This window comes from Candidatus Margulisiibacteriota bacterium (genome assembly GCA_041658645.1).
GTDB lineage: Bacteria > Margulisbacteria > WOR-1 > O2-12-FULL-45-9 > XYB2-FULL-48-7 > JBAZZV01.
Map to the genome: position 1 here is coordinate 29,751 of JBAZZV010000008.1, position 18,598 is coordinate 48,348.

At 56.2% G+C, this 18,598-nt stretch carries 18 protein-coding genes; 10 read left to right on the forward strand and 8 right to left on the reverse strand.

Features of this window, described 5'->3' with window-relative positions; genetic code table 11:
• Window positions 1-68 precede the first annotated feature (68 nt).
• The 8 genes from WC903_07230 (at window position 69) to WC903_07265 (ending at window position 7,289) form a co-directional block, all read left to right on the forward strand.
• Window positions 69-1,388 (forward strand): HD domain-containing protein, encoded by a 1,320-nt coding sequence (locus WC903_07230; GenBank protein MFA5893730.1) that lies wholly within the window; start codon window positions 69-71, stop codon window positions 1,386-1,388.
• Window positions 1,381-2,433 carry an N-acetylmuramoyl-L-alanine amidase gene (locus WC903_07235; GenBank protein ID MFA5893731.1) on the forward strand — a complete coding sequence of 351 codons (1,053 nt, stop codon included), beginning with the start codon at window positions 1,381-1,383 and terminating at the stop codon, window positions 2,431-2,433. The genes WC903_07230 and WC903_07235 overlap by 8 nt, the downstream gene beginning before the upstream one ends.
• Window positions 2,434-2,437: 4 nt before the next feature.
• Complete coding sequence (gene murI / locus WC903_07240) at window positions 2,438-3,292, forward strand: glutamate racemase (GenBank protein MFA5893732.1); 855 nt, start codon at window positions 2,438-2,440, stop codon at window positions 3,290-3,292.
• A 43-nt stretch (window positions 3,293-3,335) separates the two neighbouring features.
• Window positions 3,336-3,689 carry a 6-carboxytetrahydropterin synthase QueD gene (gene queD / locus WC903_07245; GenBank protein ID MFA5893733.1) on the forward strand — a complete coding sequence of 118 codons (354 nt, stop codon included), beginning with the start codon at window positions 3,336-3,338 and terminating at the stop codon, window positions 3,687-3,689.
• Window positions 3,673-4,470 carry a diaminopimelate epimerase gene (dapF, locus tag WC903_07250; protein MFA5893734.1) on the forward strand — a complete coding sequence of 266 codons (798 nt, stop codon included), beginning with the start codon at window positions 3,673-3,675 and terminating at the stop codon, window positions 4,468-4,470. The genes queD and dapF overlap by 17 nt, the downstream gene beginning before the upstream one ends.
• Before the next feature lie 127 nt (window positions 4,471-4,597).
• On the forward strand, window positions 4,598-5,689 hold the full coding sequence (locus WC903_07255; GenBank protein MFA5893735.1) for a DUF4116 domain-containing protein: 1,092 nt from the start codon (window positions 4,598-4,600) through the stop codon (window positions 5,687-5,689).
• Between the two features lie 86 nt (window positions 5,690-5,775).
• A complete protein-coding gene (locus WC903_07260; GenBank protein MFA5893736.1) occupies window positions 5,776-6,054 on the forward strand; it encodes a type II toxin-antitoxin system Phd/YefM family antitoxin in 279 nt (92 codons plus the stop codon).
• A 68-nt stretch (window positions 6,055-6,122) separates the two neighbouring features.
• A complete protein-coding gene (locus tag WC903_07265; protein ID MFA5893737.1) occupies window positions 6,123-7,289 on the forward strand; it encodes an LL-diaminopimelate aminotransferase in 1,167 nt (388 codons plus the stop codon).
• 130 nt (window positions 7,290-7,419) lie between these two features.
• On the opposite strand, the gene WC903_07270 is transcribed toward WC903_07265, so the two are convergent.
• Window positions 7,420-7,902 (reverse strand): hypothetical protein, encoded by a 483-nt coding sequence (locus WC903_07270; GenBank protein MFA5893738.1) that lies wholly within the window; start codon window positions 7,900-7,902, stop codon window positions 7,420-7,422.
• Between the two features lie 163 nt (window positions 7,903-8,065).
• On the opposite strand from WC903_07270, the gene ispH reads away from it, so the two are divergent.
• Window positions 8,066-8,920, forward strand: coding sequence for a 4-hydroxy-3-methylbut-2-enyl diphosphate reductase (gene ispH, locus WC903_07275; GenBank protein ID MFA5893739.1), 855 nt, complete (start codon window positions 8,066-8,068; stop codon window positions 8,918-8,920).
• Between the two features lie 140 nt (window positions 8,921-9,060).
• Here ispH and WC903_07280 read toward each other — a convergent pair whose 3' ends face one another.
• The gene (locus WC903_07280) at window positions 9,061-10,587 is read right to left on the reverse strand and encodes a sodium-dependent transporter (protein ID MFA5893740.1); all 1,527 of its coding nucleotides are present in this window, start codon (window positions 10,585-10,587) and stop codon (window positions 9,061-9,063) included.
• A 25-nt stretch (window positions 10,588-10,612) separates the two neighbouring features.
• Here WC903_07280 and WC903_07285 point away from each other — a divergent pair, with 25 nt between their 5' ends.
• Entirely contained in the window at window positions 10,613-12,106 is a 1,494-nt protein-coding gene (locus tag WC903_07285) for a phosphodiester glycosidase family protein (protein MFA5893741.1), read from the forward strand.
• 27 nt (window positions 12,107-12,133) lie between these two features.
• Here WC903_07285 and WC903_07290 read toward each other — a convergent pair whose 3' ends face one another.
• From WC903_07290 to def, 6 genes are all read right to left on the reverse strand, one after another.
• Complete coding sequence (locus tag WC903_07290) at window positions 12,134-12,439, reverse strand: thioredoxin family protein (GenBank protein ID MFA5893742.1); 306 nt, start codon at window positions 12,437-12,439, stop codon at window positions 12,134-12,136.
• A gap of 3 nt (window positions 12,440-12,442) precedes the next feature.
• A complete protein-coding gene (gene nrdD / locus WC903_07295) occupies window positions 12,443-14,542 on the reverse strand; it encodes an anaerobic ribonucleoside-triphosphate reductase (GenBank protein MFA5893743.1) in 2,100 nt (699 codons plus the stop codon).
• The gene (gene nrdD / locus WC903_07300; GenBank protein MFA5893744.1) at window positions 14,520-16,619 is read right to left on the reverse strand and encodes an anaerobic ribonucleoside-triphosphate reductase; all 2,100 of its coding nucleotides are present in this window, start codon (window positions 16,617-16,619) and stop codon (window positions 14,520-14,522) included. The genes nrdD (WC903_07295) and nrdD (WC903_07300) overlap by 23 nt, the downstream gene beginning before the upstream one ends.
• 10 nt (window positions 16,620-16,629) lie before the next feature.
• Entirely contained in the window at window positions 16,630-17,082 is a 453-nt protein-coding gene (gene nrdR, locus WC903_07305) for a transcriptional regulator NrdR (GenBank protein ID MFA5893745.1), read from the reverse strand.
• Between the two features lie 62 nt (window positions 17,083-17,144).
• On the reverse strand, window positions 17,145-18,092 hold the full coding sequence (gene fmt / locus WC903_07310; GenBank protein ID MFA5893746.1) for a methionyl-tRNA formyltransferase: 948 nt from the start codon (window positions 18,090-18,092) through the stop codon (window positions 17,145-17,147).
• Complete coding sequence (gene def, locus WC903_07315) at window positions 18,089-18,580, reverse strand: peptide deformylase (GenBank protein ID MFA5893747.1); 492 nt, start codon at window positions 18,578-18,580, stop codon at window positions 18,089-18,091. Before def ends, fmt begins: the two co-directional genes overlap by 4 nt.
• Window positions 18,581-18,598: the final 18 nt, after the last annotated feature.

An 18,598-nucleotide genomic window follows, 5' to 3' on the forward strand; every position in this document is an offset into this window, starting at 1 on the left:
CGTGCGTATTATATTATACCCTCCTCACCTTTACAATACTTCTCTCGTGCGGTAAACTAACTTTCGCCATGTTTACCGTGAAAAAAGGCGCCGCCGAAATAATCCAGCGGCTAAAAACCGGCGGTTTCCGGGCTTACCTGGTCGGCGGATCGTTGCGCGATCTCCTGCTGGGGAAAACCCCGGAAGAATGGGACATCACAACTAACGCCCGGCCGGCCGAAGTGACCGCGCTCTTTCCAAAAGTCATCCCGACCGGGATCCTTTACGGCACGGTCACGGTCCTCCTGCCGGACGGCCCCTACGAAGTGACGACCTTTCGGGCCGATGAAAAATATGTCGATGGCCGCCACCCCTCGAACGTCCGTTTTACCAACGACCTCCAGGCCGACCTGGCCCGGCGCGATTTCACCGTCAACGCCCTGGCCTATGACCCGGAAACGAAGGAACTATTCGATGACTTTGCCGGCCAGGCAGATCTAAATATGAAAATCATTCGCGCTGTCGGCGACCCGCTCGCCCGCTTTTCAGAAGACGGTCTCCGTCCGGTCCGCGCCTGCCGCTTCGCGGCAACCCTTGGCTTTACGATCGACGGGCCAACCTTCGACGCTATCCGGCCAACCTTAGCCGTAGTGCGCCAGGTCGCGCCGGAACGGCTCCACGATGAGCTGGTCAAACTGCTGAAAGCGGAGAAGCCCTCCCTCGGCCTGGAATATATGAGAGAGAGTGGACTGCTCGACCTGATCTTGCCGGAGCTGGCCACCTGTTATGGTGTCGCCCAGCCGCCGGAGTATCATAAGTACGACGTCTACTGGCACTCACTCTATGCCTGTGACGCCGCGCCAAAAAACAACCTGACGGTCAGGCTGGCCGCCCTCCTTCACGATATCGGTAAACCGGCCTGCAAGGTTGACGACACTTTTTATCGCCACGACCAGACCGGCGCGGAACTGGCCGCCACTTTCCTGCGGCGGCTAAAGTTCAGTAACGCCGAGAGCGGAGCGGTCGTTAACCTCATCACCAACCATATGTTCAACTACGAGTCCGGCTGGAGCGACGCGGCGGTCCGCCGCTTTATCCGCCGGGCCGGGCTGGACAATCTCCCCAACCTCTTCGCCCTCCGCCGGGCGGATACGGCCGCCATGGAACAGGAACTTGGGGCGGCTTATCTTAACGAGTTGCAGGGCCGGATCGACCGGATAGTGGCTGATGAGAACGCCCTCCACGTTGCTGACCTGAAAATCGACGGCCAAGCGATCATGCTCGCCTTGAATATTCCGCCCGGGCCAAAAGTCGGGCAAATACTCAACGCCCTGCTCGAAAAGGTCCTCGACGACCCGCAACTCAACGACCGCGAAACGCTCCTCAAAATGATCAAGGCCGATGCGTAAGTATCTCCTATTAATTTCCGCTGTCTACTGTCTACTGTCTACTGTCTCGTATGCTGATCTGGCGACGATCGATCGGCTCGACCACATGCGCGATCGCGGGTACGACTATCTCGACATCTACACCAGCGGCTGGACAACGGGGCGCGGACTGCTTTTGGAAAATAAGCTCTATATCGATTTCCCCGAGACCCGGCTGGCGAAAAACTTGACGGTAAAGCATAAGCCGTCGAAACGGGTCCTGAATATCCAGGCCACGCAGAAGAACGCGCGGACCGCCCGGGTCATTATTACCCTGAAACGGGAGATCGATTACGATTTGGTCAATGTTTTCGGCCGCGGCAAAGCGGTCGTGGAGATCGGCGACCGGGCCGATGGGGCGACAGCCAAACAATTCGCTTGGGAATCGGCCAACGCCCGAAAGCGGGCCTCCCCGCTCAAACCGCGCAAATTTACCCCGGCCCCCAGCCCTCCCGCGGAAAAAGTTAGCCAGCCCCGATCACTGCAGGGCAGAACGGTCATCCTCGATCCCGGCCACGGCGGAGATGACCCCGGCGCGTCCTCCTGCGACGGCCAGCCGGAAAAGAAGCTGACCCTAGCGACCGCCCAGGAGACGGCCGAACTGCTGCGCGCGGCGGGGGCAACGGTCTACTTGACCCGTGACGAGGACCGGCGTTCGAACCTCTCGGATGTCGTTGAGTTCGCTAACCGGAGCCGCGCTGACATTTTCCTCTCCATCCATTATAATTCAACTTATAATCGCGGCATCGCCGGGACGGAAAGCTATTACTACAATCCGGGGAGCCGTCAGTTCGCGGAAAAGATGCACGAGGCGTTGGTCCGCGGGCTCGACCGGAAAGACCGGGGGCTCCATCGGGTTAAGTTCTATACGGTCAACCATACCCGGATGCCGGCGGTTTTACTCGAGCCGGCTTATCTCTCCAACGGCGATGAGTCTAGCTTGGCCAACTCCGCCGCTTTCCGGTCAAAAGTCGCGGCCAGTATCATGAAAGGGGTTAAAAACTATTTCGGAAGTAACACTGATTAAAAAAGTGGCCGCCGAGCGGATCGCGCCCAAAGCGGCCGATAAACCGGAGACCAAAAAAGTTACCCCGGCCTCGCCGATCGGGATCTTTGATTCAGGAGTGGGCGGGTTGACCGTCTTGCGCGAGATCATCCGCCAACTGCCGCACGAGGATGTCGTCTACCTGGCCGATACCGCCCGCCTCCCCTACGGCGGCCGCTCGCCCGAAGAGATCGTCAAGTTCAACGAAGAGATCATCCCATATTTAATAGGCGAAGGGGTCAAGCTGATCGTCATGGCCTGCGGCACCTCCTCGGCCATCGCCTATCCGGTCCTGAAAGATAAATATAAGGTCCACTTGGTCAGCTTGGTCGAGCCGGGAGCGCGCTCCGCCCTGGCCGCGACCCGGAGCCGGGTCATCGGCCTCTTCGCCACGGCTGGCACCGTCAATTCCCACGCCTACCAGACCATGCTCCACTCGCTCGACAACGACGTAGTCGTCCACGCCCGCGCCTGTCCCCTCTTTGTCCCGCTGATCGAAGGTGGCTTTATTGAGGCGGAGGAGACCAGGAAGGTCGTCAAAGAGTATCTCAAACCACTGCTCAAGGAAAATATCGACACCTTGATCCTCGGCTGTACCCACTACCCCCACCTGGCCCGGGTCATCCAGGAAATAGCCGGCCCAAACGTCACCCTGGTCGACCCGGCCGCGGCAACCGTCCTCGAGACAAAGAAACTGCTCGATAAAGCGGGGACCATTAAAGATAATTCCCACCAGCCAAAATACGATTATCTCGTCACCGGCTCCCCGATCCAGTTCCAGGACCTCGGCTCCCGCCTTCTTGGAAAACCAATCAACCGCGTCCGTCAAGTAGTGTTATAATACAGTTGTTTGAAGTTTGATGTTGGAGATTTGAGGTTGTTTTATGTATGAATTAATGGTCGAAGACAGTTTTGACGCCGCTCACGCGCTACGGGGCTATGAGGGTTCCTGCGAAAATCTCCATGGGCACACCTGGAAAGTCCAGGTCTTTCTCAAGGGGAACAAACTCAACAAGATCGGCTTGTTCGAAGATTTCCGGAACATCAAACAACGGTTAAGGATGGTGCTCAATGCCTTTGATCATAAATTGATCAACGACATCCCGCCGTTCGACAAAAAGAACCCGACGTCAGAGCACCTGGCCGAAACCATTTACAAGCAGATGAAAAAGAGCTTTAAACGCCTGGCCAAAGTTACGGTCTGGGAGTCACCAACAACCAATGCCACCTACTCTTAATTTTACCAAAATGCACGGCCTCGGCAACGACTTCGTCTTAATTGACAGCCGGAAAACCGACTTGGCCGGCGTCGACTTGAAAGATCTGGCCGCCAAGCTCTGTGACCGGCATTTTGGCGTCGGGGCCGACGGCCTGCTGATCGTCTGGCCGTCAAAGATCGCCCATTACCGGATGCAGGTCATCAATTCCGACGGCAGTGAAGCCGAAATGTGCGGCAACGGGATCCGCTGTTTCGCCCGATATGTCTATGAAACTGACCAACTGAAAGAAGAAGTGATCTCGGTCGAAACCCTCGCCGGGACCCTGTTGCCGGCCGTGATCTTGGAGAATGGCCGCTTGATCGCTGTTGAAGTCGACATGGGCTTACCCAAGGATGAGGGGGAAGTCAAACTGCACGGCAAAACCTTCCGCCAGATCTCGATGGGGAACCCCCACGCCGTAACCTTCGTCAACGACTTCAACGAGATCGACCTGGGAGAGCTCGGGCCGTTGATCGAGCATAACGGCCACTTCCCCAACCGGACCAATGTCGAGTTTGTTAAAGTGCTCGGTCAGGATAAGATCGAAGTGGTCGTTTGGGAACGGGGCGCGGGAGAAACACTGGCTTGCGGCACGGGCGCCTGCGCCGCGGTCGTCGCCGCCGTCCTGGCCGGCCAGACCGGCCGGCGGGTACTGGTCCAGCTCCCCGGCGGGAACCTCGATATCGAATGGGCCGAAGATAATCATGTCCTGATGCGCGGCCCGGCGGAAAAAGTGTTTGAAGGAAAGTATTCTCTGTAACCCAGCCGCTTGCGACTAAACCTACTGCTATCATCCACGAAAGAACCACTTTAAATGAAATAATCCTTTCAATTTGTCGATATATATAGAGAGAAGATCTGATATAGATAGGGTTAAGAATCTCTTTATGAACACATCAAGAATTGGAATGTCCGTTAGATATATGTACCGTCGAATCGGTCAGGCACTGCTTTTGTCTTCCGCGCTGGCCGGTTGCGGAACGACTTTTAGGATCAATCAAGCAAATTGGGGGCCGCGAATTGATTCGGTTGGAACAGAAGAATCCATTCTTTCTTCGATAAGCAGAAACTGGCACGAGTACGAACGCCTGGATGAACAACAAAAAACCGACCACGAGATCGCCCTGGCGGCAATAAGTCAAAATCGAGAAGCTTTTCACCTTTTTCCAAATAAATTAAAATCGGACAAGAATTTCCTTTGTGCTTGTTTTGAGGCGAATCCCAGCGTTTACCCAATGATCCCCTCCCCACCGACGGAAATGACGGACAAATATAATAAGCTTGCTTCTGATCTGGGCCAACTGGGCATCATTCACGGCGAGAGATTCATTAATTTAAGTATCAAGGAAATCCAGGAAATAATAAATAACCGGACTGATCTAACGCCGGATGGCAGACGCTTGGCAGTTATAGTCTTCCCGGATAAGGATGGGAATGGAGCCTTTAAAAAGCCTCCAATCGCGGAGCTGATGGAAAGAGGCTACCGAGTCGTTTATTATGAAATTAAGCAAGATAATGAGCTGATCCAGGCTGTTACAGAAAACGGACAACGCCAAAAGATCGATCTACTGTTCATTGGCGGACATGGGGACAGAACTCATGTTGCTTTTGGCGGAGCGGATCCAGCCAAGGGCCTGAAGTCATACGATGAATCATTGTATCTCGACCTTTCCGATCTCGCTAAGTTGCGGCCGTTAACAGGTTACTTAAAGGACAAAGAAAGCGTTATTATTCTTTACAGTTGCTCGACCGGCGAAGGCATGGATAAAGAGACCAATATAGCTAATATGCTTAAAATTATTTTCTCAAAAAGTTATATCTACTCTCCCACGATTTCTGTCGAGCTGGACTCGCTGTTTTTTGATGAAAATAATAGGGTGGACGGCGCATTATGGAAAGCCCCGTCAAGTGAATACCCTAAGGCAATTAATGTTTGGGGTGTTGGCATCATTAAAACTTACATGATCTCTCCCCATTGACCTAACTCCTGATGCGCGGCCCGTTAATTGACACAATAGTACAACATCTTGTACAATTGACACATTACCAACAAGAGGAGTAAGTCATGAAAAACAAATTAAAAGAAACAACTATCCCCATCTCCGAGGCCAGGGCTGATTTGCCGGGGATTGTGGGAAAAGTCAAGAAGTTTCATAACCACTATTTTATTACCCGCCGGGGCAAGACCGAAGCAGTTATCATGAGCGCGGAAGAGTTTGAGGGCTGGGGTGAAACCCTGGATATCCTTTCAAATTCAGCGGAAATGAGCGCTTTAACCAGAGCGGAAAAGCAGATGAAACAGGGGAAAGGCAAAAGCCTGAATGAGATCGTCGAGGGGAAATAGTACAGAAAGCGAAATGAAAAACATGAGATTTGGATTCTTTATATACGACATAGAAAGGATGTTTACAGATGAGGAGAGCCAAACGCCTTGATTTAATCCCGCCCTACCTTTTCGTCAAGATCGAAGAGAAAAAGGACGAGTTGGTTAAAAAAGGCGTTGACGTTATCGACTTCGGCATCGGCGACCCGGACCTGCCGACCCCGGCGCATATCATAAAAAGAATGCGCGAGGTCCTCGACACCAAAGAAGCGTCCAATTACCCGACCTCGAAAGGTGAGCCTGCTTTCCGCCAAGCGGTAGCCGATTGGTACAAGCAACGCTTTAACGTTGACCTTGATCCGGGAAGTGAGGTCTGCTGTTTGATCGGCTCAAAAGAAGGTTTAGCTCATCTCCCCCTATGTTTCATCGATCCGGGTGACGTCGCCCTCATCCCGGACCCCTCCTACCCGGTCTACAAGATATGCACTACCCTGGCCGGCGGTGAACCGTACCTGTTGCCGCTGACCGCGGAGAATAAATTCATCCCCGACCTGGATAAGATCCCGGCTGACGTGCTGAAAAAAGCTAAACTGTTTTTTATTAACTACCCTAATAACCCGACCGGAGCGGTTTGCGACCGGGTATTCCTGGAGAAAGCGGTCGCTTTTGCCAAGCAGAACGACCTATTATTGGTCTCCGACCTCGCCTACTCCGAAATGGGTTACGACGGCTACAGGCCCAACAGCGTCCTCGAAATTCCCGGCGCCAAAGATGTGGCGATCGAGTTCCATTCGCTCTCGAAGACTTATAACATGACCGGCTGGCGGATCGGTATGGCCGTTGGCAATAAAGGGGCAGTCGGGGCACTGGCGACGATCAAGTCAAACCTCGACAGCGGCGCTTTCAAGGCGGTCCAGTTCGCGGCCATCGAAGCTTTATCCGGCCCGCAAAACTCCGTCGCTGACAACCGCAAAGTCTTTGAGGAAAGGCGGAATGTTTTGATCGACGGTTTAAATTCGCTCGGTTGGAAGCTAGCGCGGCCAAAAGCAACCTTCTACATGTGGGTCCCGGTCCCCAAAGGTGAAACCTCGGCCTCATTCACCGAAAAGCTGCTCGATAAATGCGGCATCCTGGTCGTTCCGGGTAGTGGTTATGGTAAAGCCGGTGAGGGTTATATCCGGATGGCGATCACTTTACCGAAAGAGCGGATCGCCGAAGCGATTGAACGGATAAAAAAGGCCGGCATCAGCTTCTAATCCTTTATTCCCCCAACAAAAAACCCCGGAACAGGCTCCGGGGTTCGTTTGTTCGACAGTCGGAAAAGGTATGGCGTTCTCTTCCATATATATATCGGCAGGTTTAGCCGGGAATTTCACTTTATTTTTCTTAATAATACTTCAACAAATACTGGGAGCCGCGATAATCGGCGCGGATGTTTTCCGGCAGGAGAAAAACGTGAAAAGCGGTTTCACGTTTCGGCGCGACCGTCGTTCCGCCATTGGCGATCACCGGCAGCTCCAGCTCCGCTAGACTGATCTCCGACAGAGTCATCCGGGCATTTTTGGCGATCAGCATGTTCAGCCGTCTTTCGGCTTCCTTGTAATCGGCAAAATCGATACCGGTCAAATCATGAAGGGTCAGAATCTCCTTGAGCCAGGGCGCCTTTTTGAACTGCTCGATAAGCTCGGCATCCAGAGCCACTCTTTGAGCGATTAAAAATCGGTAATTTCTTTCAAAACGGGCGCTGCGGAACGGACCGGTCATGACCGCTTCTTCACACTTCACTTTACACTTCCCCGCGGCATCGACCTCGACCCTGAAGACTTCGATCTTAACTTCCTGGGGGCGGCCGGACGCTCCAGGCCCCATGGCATAACAAAGCCCTCGCCCTTTAAACATGCCTTCCGGTCTGATGCGGCCAATCAAATTAGTTCTATCCACAAATAATCACTCCCAATTAATGATCTATCTTTTTATCTGCGGTAATCTCCGGGAATTTCACTTTGTCCGTTAATTGCATTATAATGAATTTATGGAAATCCTGATCGCCGGACATTCCGGTTTTTGCGAGGGGGTTGAGCGGGCCTTTAAGATCGCCGTTGATACCGCGAAGGCCGGCCAGCCGGTCTTTATGCTCGGCAATCTCGTCCACAACAAGCAGGTGGTCGAGAAACTGAAAAACCAGGGGGTTAAAACCGTCTCCTCCGTGGCCGAAATACCCGCCAACAGCCGCGGCAGCCTGCTGATCTCCGCCCACGGCGTGGCACCCGAGATTTACCAGGAGGCTGAAAGCAAAAAACTGAAGATCATTGATACCACCTGCCCCTGGGTAAAAAAAGCTCAAAAGATCGCCCGGGAGCTGGCGGCCGAAGGCCGTCCGGTGATCATCGTCGGCGATAAAGGACACCCGGAAGTCGAAGCGCTGGTCGGTTGGAGCGGCGGCCGGGGAATAGTGGTCGAACAAACCGCCGAGCTTGATAAATTGGCGCTTAACCCGGGCGATAAAGTCGGGATCATCGCCCAAACCACCCAGGCGGAAAAACATTTTAGCGCCATGGTCACAGCGCTAAAGAATAAACTCAAAGATGTCAAAGAATTTGACACGATCTGCGGCGCTACTTCCAAACGCCAGGCGGCGGCAATCGAACTGGCCAGGCAAGTCAACCTCATGCTGGTCATCGGCGACAGCATGAGCGCCAACACCAAACGGCTGACGGAGCTTTGTTCGGAAACCGGCACCACCACGCATCAGATCGAAACCGCCGCGGGGCTGGATAAAAACTGGTTAACTGGAAAAAAGAAGGTCGGCGTTACGGCCGGAGCCTCCACCCCGGAATGGGTGATCGCGGAAGTGATCGAGAAACTAAAAAGTAGAGGCGGTCTTTAGACCGCCATTCCCATTTTGGCGACCTAAAGGTCGCCGCTACAATTCATCTTCCGGCTCCTTAAGCACCCGCCAGAAGCAGTAGAGATTGAGGCCGATGATCAAGCCCCAGGAGGCCGCTATAAATACCCAGCCAAAAATATTCATTCGATCTCCCCTGCCTTTTTCTTCCGGTACCAGGCGATCCGGACCAGAAAGGCGATCGCCGCGAAGAGGAGCACTAAGCCCAGCCTGGTAGCCAGCACGTAAGGACGGTTGGCTTCCGGCACACCGTGCATCATGATCACCGGCCAGCCTTGTTGCCAGAACCATGAGCCAAGAATAAGGAAGAGGAAGGCCGGGGTGACGTACTTAATGATCGGGCGGTAGAAGCCGGGGATCGTCATTTCCGCGCCGCGATGCATCTCGTCCCACGCCTTGTCCATCCCAAAGACCCAAACGAACAAGACCGTTTCGATCGTGCCGAAGAGGACCAGCGCGAAGGTCCCGCCCCAGAAATCGAGCTCATCAACCACCCCATTCGCCAGGAAAAAGATCGGGAATTGGCAGAGCAAGAATAAGATCGCGCCCAGTCTCAAGACCGCCCGTTTCCGGGCCAGGTCAAACTCGTCGGAAATAAAGGCGACTGCCGGCTCGGCCAGCGAGACCGACGAAGTGATCCCCGCCAGAAAAAGGAGGACGAACCAGAGGAGCGCGAAGATGGCGCCAAACTGGAGCTGGCCAAAGATCAGCGGCATCGTCACAAAGCCGAGGTTAAAAGCGCCGCTGGCCGCCGCTTGCGCTGCTCCGGCCGCTCCCAGGAAAACGAACGCCGCCGGGATAACGATCGAACCGCCCAAGACGACCTCGGCCAACTCGTTAGTTGACGCGGCGGTCAGCCCGGAGAGGACGACATCATCACCGTGCTTCAGGTAACTGGCATAGGTCAGAATAACCCCGATCCCGACGCTTAAAGTAAAAAAGATCTGTCCCGCCGCCGCCATCCAGACCTTGGCGCTCCACAGGACCGACCAATCAGGGTTCCAGAGAAAACCCAGCCCGTCCACGATATGTGGGATCATCATGATCCGACCCGCCAAGATGATGCCGAAAAGGAACAAGATCGGCAGGGCGATCTTGCAAAGCAATTCGATCCCGCCTCGTACGCCGCGGTAGAGAAAATAAAAATTAAGCGCGAAAGTTATCAGGAAAAAGGCGTAGGCGGTCCAGAGGTTGCTGCCGGGGGCCAGTCCCTGATAGGCGGCCAAGAATCCTTTCATCGCCTCCGGGGTGACCGTGGCCAACAGTTGTCCGGTCAGGGCAAAAAAGGCATAGCCGAGCAACCACGATTCAATGTAGGTGTAATAGATAAAGATGACGACCGGACCAAATATCCCGATCACTCCCAGATATTTGACGATCCGGTGCTGGGAGAGCCGGTTGAGGATGAACGGAGCGCTCCCGTGACCGAACAATCCGCCGTGGCGGCCGATCGCCCACTCGATCCACATCAAGGGGATGCCGAGCAAGAGAAAAGAGATAAAGTAGGGGATCATAAAAGCGCCGCCGCCGTTCTGCGCCGCCTGGACCGGGAAACGGAGAAAATTACCGAGCCCGACCGCCGAACCGGCCACGGCCATTATTATCCCGAGTTTCGTCCCCCACTGCGGCCGCGATTTACCTTCCGCCATTGTGTTGCTATAATACATCTGGACAATGACTTTTTCAATATATCATCGGACGCTGGCCGGTTTTCTTTTGCTCCTGGCGCTGGCGGCGCCGGCCGGCGCCGAACAATTGACCCGGGTCCGCCTCGGCTATTTCCCGGACAAGATCAGGATCGTCCTTGATTTTGACGCCACTTTTACTTATTCGCTCGATGAATCGAAAGAAAAGATCATCATCAACCTCCCCAAGGTCGAGGCGTCCGGAGACATCCAGAATTATATCGAGATCAGCGACCTGATCGTCCGCTACCTCGAGGTTGAGCGGGAGAGTGAGGGGCTCAAGATCTCGATCCCCCTGACCGAGCCGATCCCCTACAATATTTTTTATCTCAACGACTCCCCGCGGCTGGTCATCGATTTCAACCGGGATTTTACCAATCTCCTTTCGGGCGGGACGGTCATCGACGGGGTGGAATGGCTCAAGGCCTCGAAAGGGACCCAGAACGGCCGGATCACGGCCAACATCTTGAAAATCGACCTGAACAAGGCGGAAGTCTCCCCCGCCCTCGCCCGCAAAGACAAGCCGAACCTCTTCGACTCGTTCATTAACGTCTTCAATCCGTGGAAGACGGCCGATCCCGACAAGCATTTCTTCCGCGCCCGGGTCAGCTCAATCGCCGAAGACCAGGGGGCGGTCGCCGCGGTCAACGGGACCTACTTTGCCTACACCGGCAAGCCGCTCGGCACCCTGCTGGTCAACAAGGAGCTGGTCGCCACCCCGATCCACGACCGGACCGCCTTGATCCTGACCGACGACCATCAGGCGATCATCGATAACATCCTGCTCGATTGCTACTTCCGGGCCCCCAACGGCGTGCGCTACAACATCACCGGGGTCAACCAAGGTCGCGGCAAAGAAGCGGTCGTCCTCTACACTCCGGCCTGGGGCGAGAGGACCGGCACCGGCCGTGACGGCCTGGAACTGACCGTCGTCGGCAATGTCGTCCGGGACGTCCTGGTCGGCAATTCGGCTATTCCACCCGACGGTTATATCATCTCGCTGAGCGGGCCGGCGGTCCAGTTCCTGACCGACAATGTCCAAACCGGTAACAAGCTCGATGTCCATATCAAGGTCATCCCCTACTCCACCTCACCGGGGACGATCAATGACCTGATCTCGGGGGGGCCGCGCCTGGTCAAGAACGGGCTCGTCTACGTTTCTAAAAATGAGGAACAATTCAAGTCGGATATAGCCAAAGGACGCGCCGCTCGCACGGCGGTCGGGGTGACCAAAGAGAATAAATTACTGCTGGTAACGGTCGACGGTCTCCCCCGGCAAAAAGAGGCGCGCGATGACAAGAGCAGTATCGGGATGACCCTGGAGGAATTGGCGGAGTTTATGATCAACCTGGGGGCGGTCGAGGCGATGAACCTCGACGGCGGCGGCTCGACCACCATGTGGATCGACGGGCGGGTGGTGAACCGACCGGCTAACGGCGGCGAGACCGCCGTCAGCAACGCCCTGGTCGTCCGCCCCCGCTAATTAGCGGGACCGCTAATAGCGGAGCCGCTAATTGACCGCGCTGGCCTGCGGCGCCCCGGTGCTGTCGCTGAAATATTCTTTGAATTCTTCGGACAGCGGCACTACCCCGTCCCAGCGCCTCACAATGTCGCTCCCCCGCTCGATCACGGTCGAGGGGATCTTGGTCACGCTGTAAAAAGCCCCTTCCGCCATCCCGTCGACAGTCTCCATGTCAAAGAACGCCAGCTTGATCTGCGCCGGGTCAATGTTCCAGCGGCTGAAAAATGTCTCGAACTTCTTCATCGTCGTCTTGCAAAACTCGCAGCCTGGTTTGCCAAAAACTTTAATTTCCATGATCTAGACCTCCTTGGTTTTATGACGGTCGCGCAACTCGGCGATCTTTCCCTTGTTCCACCCCGGGATCCGCGAAAAATAGCCGGTGATCCGGGTGATCCCTTCGATCTCGCCAGAGGAACAGTACGGGCAGCGCTCGTGCAGGCCGCGGGCCGTCCGGCCGCAGTCCGAACAGGCGGTAAATTCCGGCGAGAAGGCGATCTGCGCGCTCTCGGTCTGCCGGAAGGTCTTGATGACAAAATTGGCGACCGACTCGGCGCTCGGCCGGCTCTCTCCCAGCCAGACGTGGGTCAGCGCCCCGGCATCGATCAGCGGGTGGAACAACCCTTCCTGTTTGACCCGGTCGATCGCGTTCATCGGCACGGCAACGTTAAAGTAAGTTGAGTTGGTGTAATAGATCTCCGACGTCCCCGGTTTACCTTTAATGACCGACTCCGCCTGCCGCGGAAAATGCTCCAGGTCGAGCCGGGCAAAACGGTAGGCAGTTGATTCGGCCGGGGTCTGTTCCAAGACGAAATGGAGGTCGTACTTTTCCGACAGTTCCTGGCATTTTACTTTCATGAAGGCGATGATCTTGAGCCCCAGCTTGAGCGCTTCGTTGTCCGCGTGCAGTTCCCGGCCCAAATGGTATTGGACCATCTCGTTCAGGCCCAGGATGCCGACCAGATGGGTGACCCGGCGCAGGCGGAGATAGGTCTCGCCGTCGCGCTTCGTCGCCAGGAGGGAGAGCGGCCCGTTCGGCCCCTCGCGCAGCAACTCTTCCACGAAGTCCCGTTTCTCCCGGTGCGCCTGGCAGGCGACCTCCAGCTTCTCACCGATGACCTGGAACAGTTTGGCGTCATCCTTTTCGGCCAGGTAAGCGATCCGCGGCAGATTGACGGTCACGTTCTGGATGGCCGAATAGCGCATCCGCCACGGCTCTTTCGCGTCCTGGAGGTCGGAGTAGTCCAGTTTAAAGGAGAGCCGGCAGCATTCCGAGATCTTGGCCGTTTCGCCCCGGTCAAAAACAAAATAAGTGTTCCCTTTTTCCGCCGCCACTTCGCAGATCAACTTTAGAAATTCCTCATGACCGGGAGTAAGAAAGAATTTCTCGGTCAGGTGGACCAGCGGTTTGGGGAAGAAGAACGGGCGCCCCGCCCCATCACCTTCGAGATAGACCTCAAACATCGCCGTGGCAAAGGCTTGCGCCGGCAACAGGTAATCGGCGTATTTTTTACCGGTATATTCCCCGCCGGGACCGATCGCCGGAACAGCTTCAAAATGTTTCGGCACTTCCCAGTAGATGTTCAGATCGGAAAATAAGCCCTGCCCGCCGCGGGCCACGGCCACCGAAGCGAAATCGTAGATCAGCTTGCGGGCCAGTTTTTTGACCGCTTCAGGAGTAAGGCCTTCCAGGTAAGGGGCGAGAAAAAGGTTGACCGCGTCCCAACCGATCGCCCCGGCAAAAAAACCGTGGAGGGCGACCGAGAACTTGACCAACTGGGAGATCAGTTCGTCCGCGTCTTGGGCCGGTTTTTCCGTTCGTCCGGCGTCCGGCAGGTCGAGACCGAACTTTTTAATGTACTCGAGCGACTGGCCGCTGCAGTAGGGCCGGTCGGAAAAGCCGAGATCGTGGAGATGGATCTCGCCCGACATGTGGGCGTCGGCCACCGGCAGGGAAAAGACATTGAGCAAGGCGAACTCTTTCTTGATGTTCTCGGCCAGGGTCAGGTTGGTCGCTTCCGGCGAATGAGGGGTGTTGGCATTCTCTTTATTCTTGTGAAAGATGATCCGGCGGACGTCGTAGACCGGCACGCCGAGCCGGGTATGTTTGCGCCGGGCGTCCTCCAAGCCGTACTCCAGCAGCTTGACGTCGACCAGCTCGCGGACCAGCGGCGCGGTAATGTTCTTGACCGACATCGCCTTGATCTGCTTCTCCACCTCGATGGCGATGATCCCGGCGATCTCCCGGTTGAGCCCGGTCTCGAGGCTCAAGGCCTCGACGATCCGCTCCCGGTCCCAGGCGACGATGTCGTCGGTCGAGGTCCGGACAAAGATTGACAGGTCGGTCGCCTCTTCGGCCGCCGGGTCCGGCGCGCGGCTAATGGTGGCTAAAGTGCTCATTGTTCCGGTACCTGTCTTTGAGTTCGCCGATCTTCCCCTTGTTCCAGCCGGTGATCCGGGAGAAATAGCCGGTGATCCGAGTGATCCCCTCAATATCGCCGGATTGGCAGTGCGGGCAGGTTTCGCGCAGGCCGCGGGTGATCCGGCCGCAGGCGTTGCAGGAAGTGAACTCCGGAGAGAAAGCGATCTGGGCGTTCTCGGTGTGGCGGAAGGTCTTGACGACGAAATTGGCGATCGATTCGGCGCTCGGCTTGCTCTCGCCCAGCCAGACGTGGGTCAGCGCGCCGGCATCGATCAGCGGATGGAAGAGCCCTTCCTGCTTCACCCGTTCGACCGGGTTCATCGGCACGGAAACATTGAAGTAGGTCGAGTTGGTATAGTAGATCTCGTTGCTTCCCTTCACGCCCTTAACGACGCGCTCGGAAAACTTGGGATAATGCTCACGGTCCAGCTTGGCAAAGCGGTAGGCGGTCGACTCGGCCGGGGTCTGCTCCAGGACAAAGTGCATATTGTAGCGCTTGGTCAGCTCTTCGCACTTGAGCCTCATGAAGGAGATGACCTTGAGACCGAATTTCAACGCCTCCGTGTTTTCGTGCAATTCCCGGCCGAGATGCGCCTGGACCAGCTCGTTCAGCCCGAGGATCCCGACCAGGTAACTGACGCGCCACATCCTAAGATACGGCTGGCCGTCGCGCTGCATGGTCAGCAGCGAGAGCGGGCCCTTCTGGCCGGCCGCCAGGATGTCACAGATGAACTTCTTTTTCTGGATATGGGCGCGGGCGACCATCTCCAGCGACTGGTCGATCATTTCGAACAGCCGGCTGGTCGAACCGCTCGCCTTGAAGGCCAGGCGCGGCAGGTTGATCGTCACGTTCTGCAGCGCCGAGTAGCGCATCCGCCACGGCTCTTTAGCGTCGTCGAGGTCGGACTGCTCCAGCTTGAAAGAGAGGCGGCAGCATTCGGATATTTTGGCCGTATCGCCGCGATCGAAGACAAAATAGGTGTTCCCCATGTCGGCCGCGACCGCCGAGATATGGTTGAGGAACTCTTCGTGGCGCGACGTTTTGAAGAACTTTTCCGTTATGTGGACGAGCGGCTTGGGGAAGAAGAAGGGGCGCCCCGAACCGTCGCCTTTGGCATAGACGTCAAACAGCGCCCAGGCAAAGCGCTGCGACTCGCCGAGATAATCACCGTATTTCTTACCGGTGTACTCTCCCCCCGGGCCGATCGCCGGGACATCTTCAAAATGTTTCGGCACTTCCCAGTAAATGTTGATATCGGAGAAGATCGCCTGTCCGCCGCGGGCCACCGCCTGCTGGCTGTACTCGTAGATCATCATCTGGGCGATCTGTTTGATCTCGGCATCGGACATGCCGGTGAGGAATGGGGCGAAAAATAGATTGACCGCGTCCCAGCCGATCGCTCCGGCAAAGACCCCCTGAAGGGCCGCGGAGAACTTGACCATCTGAGCGAGGAGGACCTCGGCATGCTTGGCCGGTTTGGCGATCGCCAGGGCATTGGGCAGGTCGAGGCCGAACTTCTTGACGTATTCAACCGACTGGCCGCTGCAATACGGCCGGTCGATAAAGCCGAGGTCGTGGAGATGGAGGTCGCCGCGCATATGGGCGTCGGCGATATCCTGGGTGAAAACATCAAGCAGGGCGAACTCTTTCTTGATATTCTCGGCCAGGGTCAGGTTGGTCGCTTCCGGCCCGTGGGGGACGTTGGCGTTCTCCTTGTTCGGGTTAAAGATGATATTTCTTACATCATATAGGGGAGAACCGAGCCGGGTGTGCCGGCGGCGCGCCTCTTCCAGGCCGAACTCGAGTAACTTCACGTCAACCAACTCTCGAATAAGAGGCGACGTAACGTTCTTGAGCTTCAGCCCCTTGAGCTGGGCCTCGACCTCGATCCCGATTTCCTCGGCCAGTTCCCGGTTCAGTTCCGTCTCGCGCACCAGCGCGTCGACGATCTTCCCCCGGTCCCACCCGACAATGTCGTCACCTGAAGTCCTCACGAACAAGGCCTGGTCGGTCGAATCGGTCCTCTTTTCCTGATCTGCTAATAATTGGGTCATTTTATGCCTCCTAACTTGCCGTTAATTCTTTTACTTCTTTTAAAAACTCCGAAACATGCTCGAACTTCCGGTAGACCGAAGCAAAGCGGATGTAGGCGACCTTGTCGTGGGCCTGAAGCCGCTCCATCAGCCAATCCCCGATCTTCGAACTCATCACTTCCCGCCCCGCTTCGCGGTGGAGCTCCCGCTCCAATTCATCGACCAGCGCCTCGATCGTCTCGGCCGAGACCGGCCGTTTCTCGCAGGCGCGCAGGAGGCCTTTGATCAGCTTCTCCCGGCTAAACTGCTCGCGCCGGCCGTCGCGCTTAATCACCAGCAAAGGCCGCTCTTCTATCCTCTCGTAAGAGGTAAAACGGCCGCGACAGGAGCCGCACTCGCGCCGGCGGCGGATCGTCTCACCGTCATCGGTTTCGCGCGATTCCAGCACCTTATCTTCAACATTATCACAGAACGGGCATTTCATACATTTAGGGTGGAGGTAAAATCTAACACACCACACCTGGTGTGTCAACACCTTTTTTTCCCTTAATTGGGAAGGGTTTCGCCGGTTTTTACGTCGTGGCCGTGGGAGAAATCCGAGGCTTTAAGCGCTTTGCCTGCCGCCAACTGGAGCTGTTTTATCAGGATATTCCCCTCTCCGGTGGCGACGATAAAGCCCTCACCCTTCAACAACGAAACGATCGTCCCCGGCAAATGGGCCGCGGTCGAAAGATCAAGGCCGGCCAGCTCTGAAACGAGCAACTTTAATCTCTGCCCGTGGAAAAAAGTGTGGGCCGCCGGCCAGGGGTAGAGCCCTCTGATCCGGTCATGGATCTCGCGGGCGCTTTTTTTCCAATCGATCTCGCCGCTCTCCTTGGTTAGCGTCGGCGCGTAAGTGGCGGCGGCCTCATCTTGCGGTTCGCCCGGGGCCCTACCGTCGGCGATCGCCGGCAATGTTTTAACTAGCAATTCCTCGCCCGCCGTGAACAGCCGAGCCGAGAGGGTGGCCGCGTTGTCGTTGTCTTCGATAACCACCGGTTGCTGGGCGAGGATCGGTCCGGTATCAAGGCCGGCGGTCAGGCGAAAGATCGTCAGCCCGGTCACTTTCTCCCCTTTGAGCAGGGCCCACTGGATCGGCGCCGCACCACGGTACTTGGGTAAGAGCGAAGCGTGGAGATTGATAAACCCGTGCCGGGGAATATCAAGGACGGTTTGCGGCAGGATCTGCCCGTAGGCAACGACGATCGCCAGGTCCGGTTTAAGGTTCATCAGCCAAGCCTGAAAGTCAGGGTTAGACTTAACCCGCTCCGGTTGAGAGAGCGGCCACTTATGCTGGAGGGCCAGCTCTTTGACCGGAGAAAATGCCGACTTGAGCCCCCGCCCCTTCGGCCTGTCGGGCTGGGTCACCACGCCGACTATTTCGACCCCCCTGGCGGGTAAGGACGCCAATATCTTTGCCGCCGGCTCAGGCGTGCCGAAAAAGACTATCTTCAAATCAGTTCCTCTTTCTTCTCATTGCGGCGCGGCACATATTTAATAGTTGCTGGGTTTTTGACCCGGTCGATAAAGACGAACCCGTCCAGGTGGTCGATCTCGTGCTGGAAAACGGTCGCCAGCAACCCTTCCGCCGTCACGACGATCTCCTGGCCGTCGCGGTCGAGCCCCCGAACCTCGACCTCGGCGGCCCGCTCGACCGGCGCTTCCACGCCAGGCAAGGAGAGACAACCTTCGGTAAAAATTTGGTGGCCGGACTTTTTCAGTAGCTCCGGATTGACCAGGGCGATCGGCCCGGGACCGACATCGACCACGATCACTCTCAAACTCTTCCCCACCTGGGGAGCCGCCAAGCCGACCCCGGGTGCTAAGTGCATGATCAAGGTCATCTCATCGATCAATTTAACGATCGCCGGGGTGAGCTTCTTGACCGGCTTCGCCTTCAGGCGGAGTTTTGGATTGGGGAACTTTAATATTTTCCGGGCCATGAAAACATTATACTCCTG

Coding starts and splice junctions, on each gene's coding strand:
- ispH (MFA5893739.1), top strand. CDS start 8,066: ATGGAAATCCTGATCGCCGGACATTCCGGTTTTTGCGAGGGGGTTGAG.
- nrdR (MFA5893745.1), bottom strand. CDS start 17,082: ATGAAATGCCCGTTCTGTGATAATGTTGAAGATAAGGTGCTGGAATCG.
- WC903_07230 (MFA5893730.1), top strand. CDS start 69: ATGTTTACCGTGAAAAAAGGCGCCGCCGAAATAATCCAGCGGCTAAAA.
- dapF (MFA5893734.1), top strand. CDS start 3,673: ATGCCACCTACTCTTAATTTTACCAAAATGCACGGCCTCGGCAACGAC.
- nrdD (MFA5893744.1), bottom strand. CDS start 16,619: ATGACCCAATTATTAGCAGATCAGGAAAAGAGGACCGATTCGACCGAC.
- WC903_07280 (MFA5893740.1), bottom strand. CDS start 10,587: ATGGCGGAAGGTAAATCGCGGCCGCAGTGGGGGACGAAACTCGGGATA.
- WC903_07290 (MFA5893742.1), bottom strand. CDS start 12,439: ATGGAAATTAAAGTTTTTGGCAAACCAGGCTGCGAGTTTTGCAAGACG.
- queD (MFA5893733.1), top strand. CDS start 3,336: ATGTATGAATTAATGGTCGAAGACAGTTTTGACGCCGCTCACGCGCTA.
- WC903_07285 (MFA5893741.1), top strand. CDS start 10,613: ATGACTTTTTCAATATATCATCGGACGCTGGCCGGTTTTCTTTTGCTC.
- WC903_07235 (MFA5893731.1), top strand. CDS start 1,381: ATGCGTAAGTATCTCCTATTAATTTCCGCTGTCTACTGTCTACTGTCT.
- WC903_07270 (MFA5893738.1), bottom strand. CDS start 7,902: ATGGGGCCTGGAGCGTCCGGCCGCCCCCAGGAAGTTAAGATCGAAGTC.
- WC903_07265 (MFA5893737.1), top strand. CDS start 6,123: ATGAGGAGAGCCAAACGCCTTGATTTAATCCCGCCCTACCTTTTCGTC.
- def (MFA5893747.1), bottom strand. CDS start 18,580: ATGGCCCGGAAAATATTAAAGTTCCCCAATCCAAAACTCCGCCTGAAG.
- WC903_07260 (MFA5893736.1), top strand. CDS start 5,776: ATGAAAAACAAATTAAAAGAAACAACTATCCCCATCTCCGAGGCCAGG.
- WC903_07255 (MFA5893735.1), top strand. CDS start 4,598: ATGAACACATCAAGAATTGGAATGTCCGTTAGATATATGTACCGTCGA.
- nrdD (MFA5893743.1), bottom strand. CDS start 14,542: ATGAGCACTTTAGCCACCATTAGCCGCGCGCCGGACCCGGCGGCCGAA.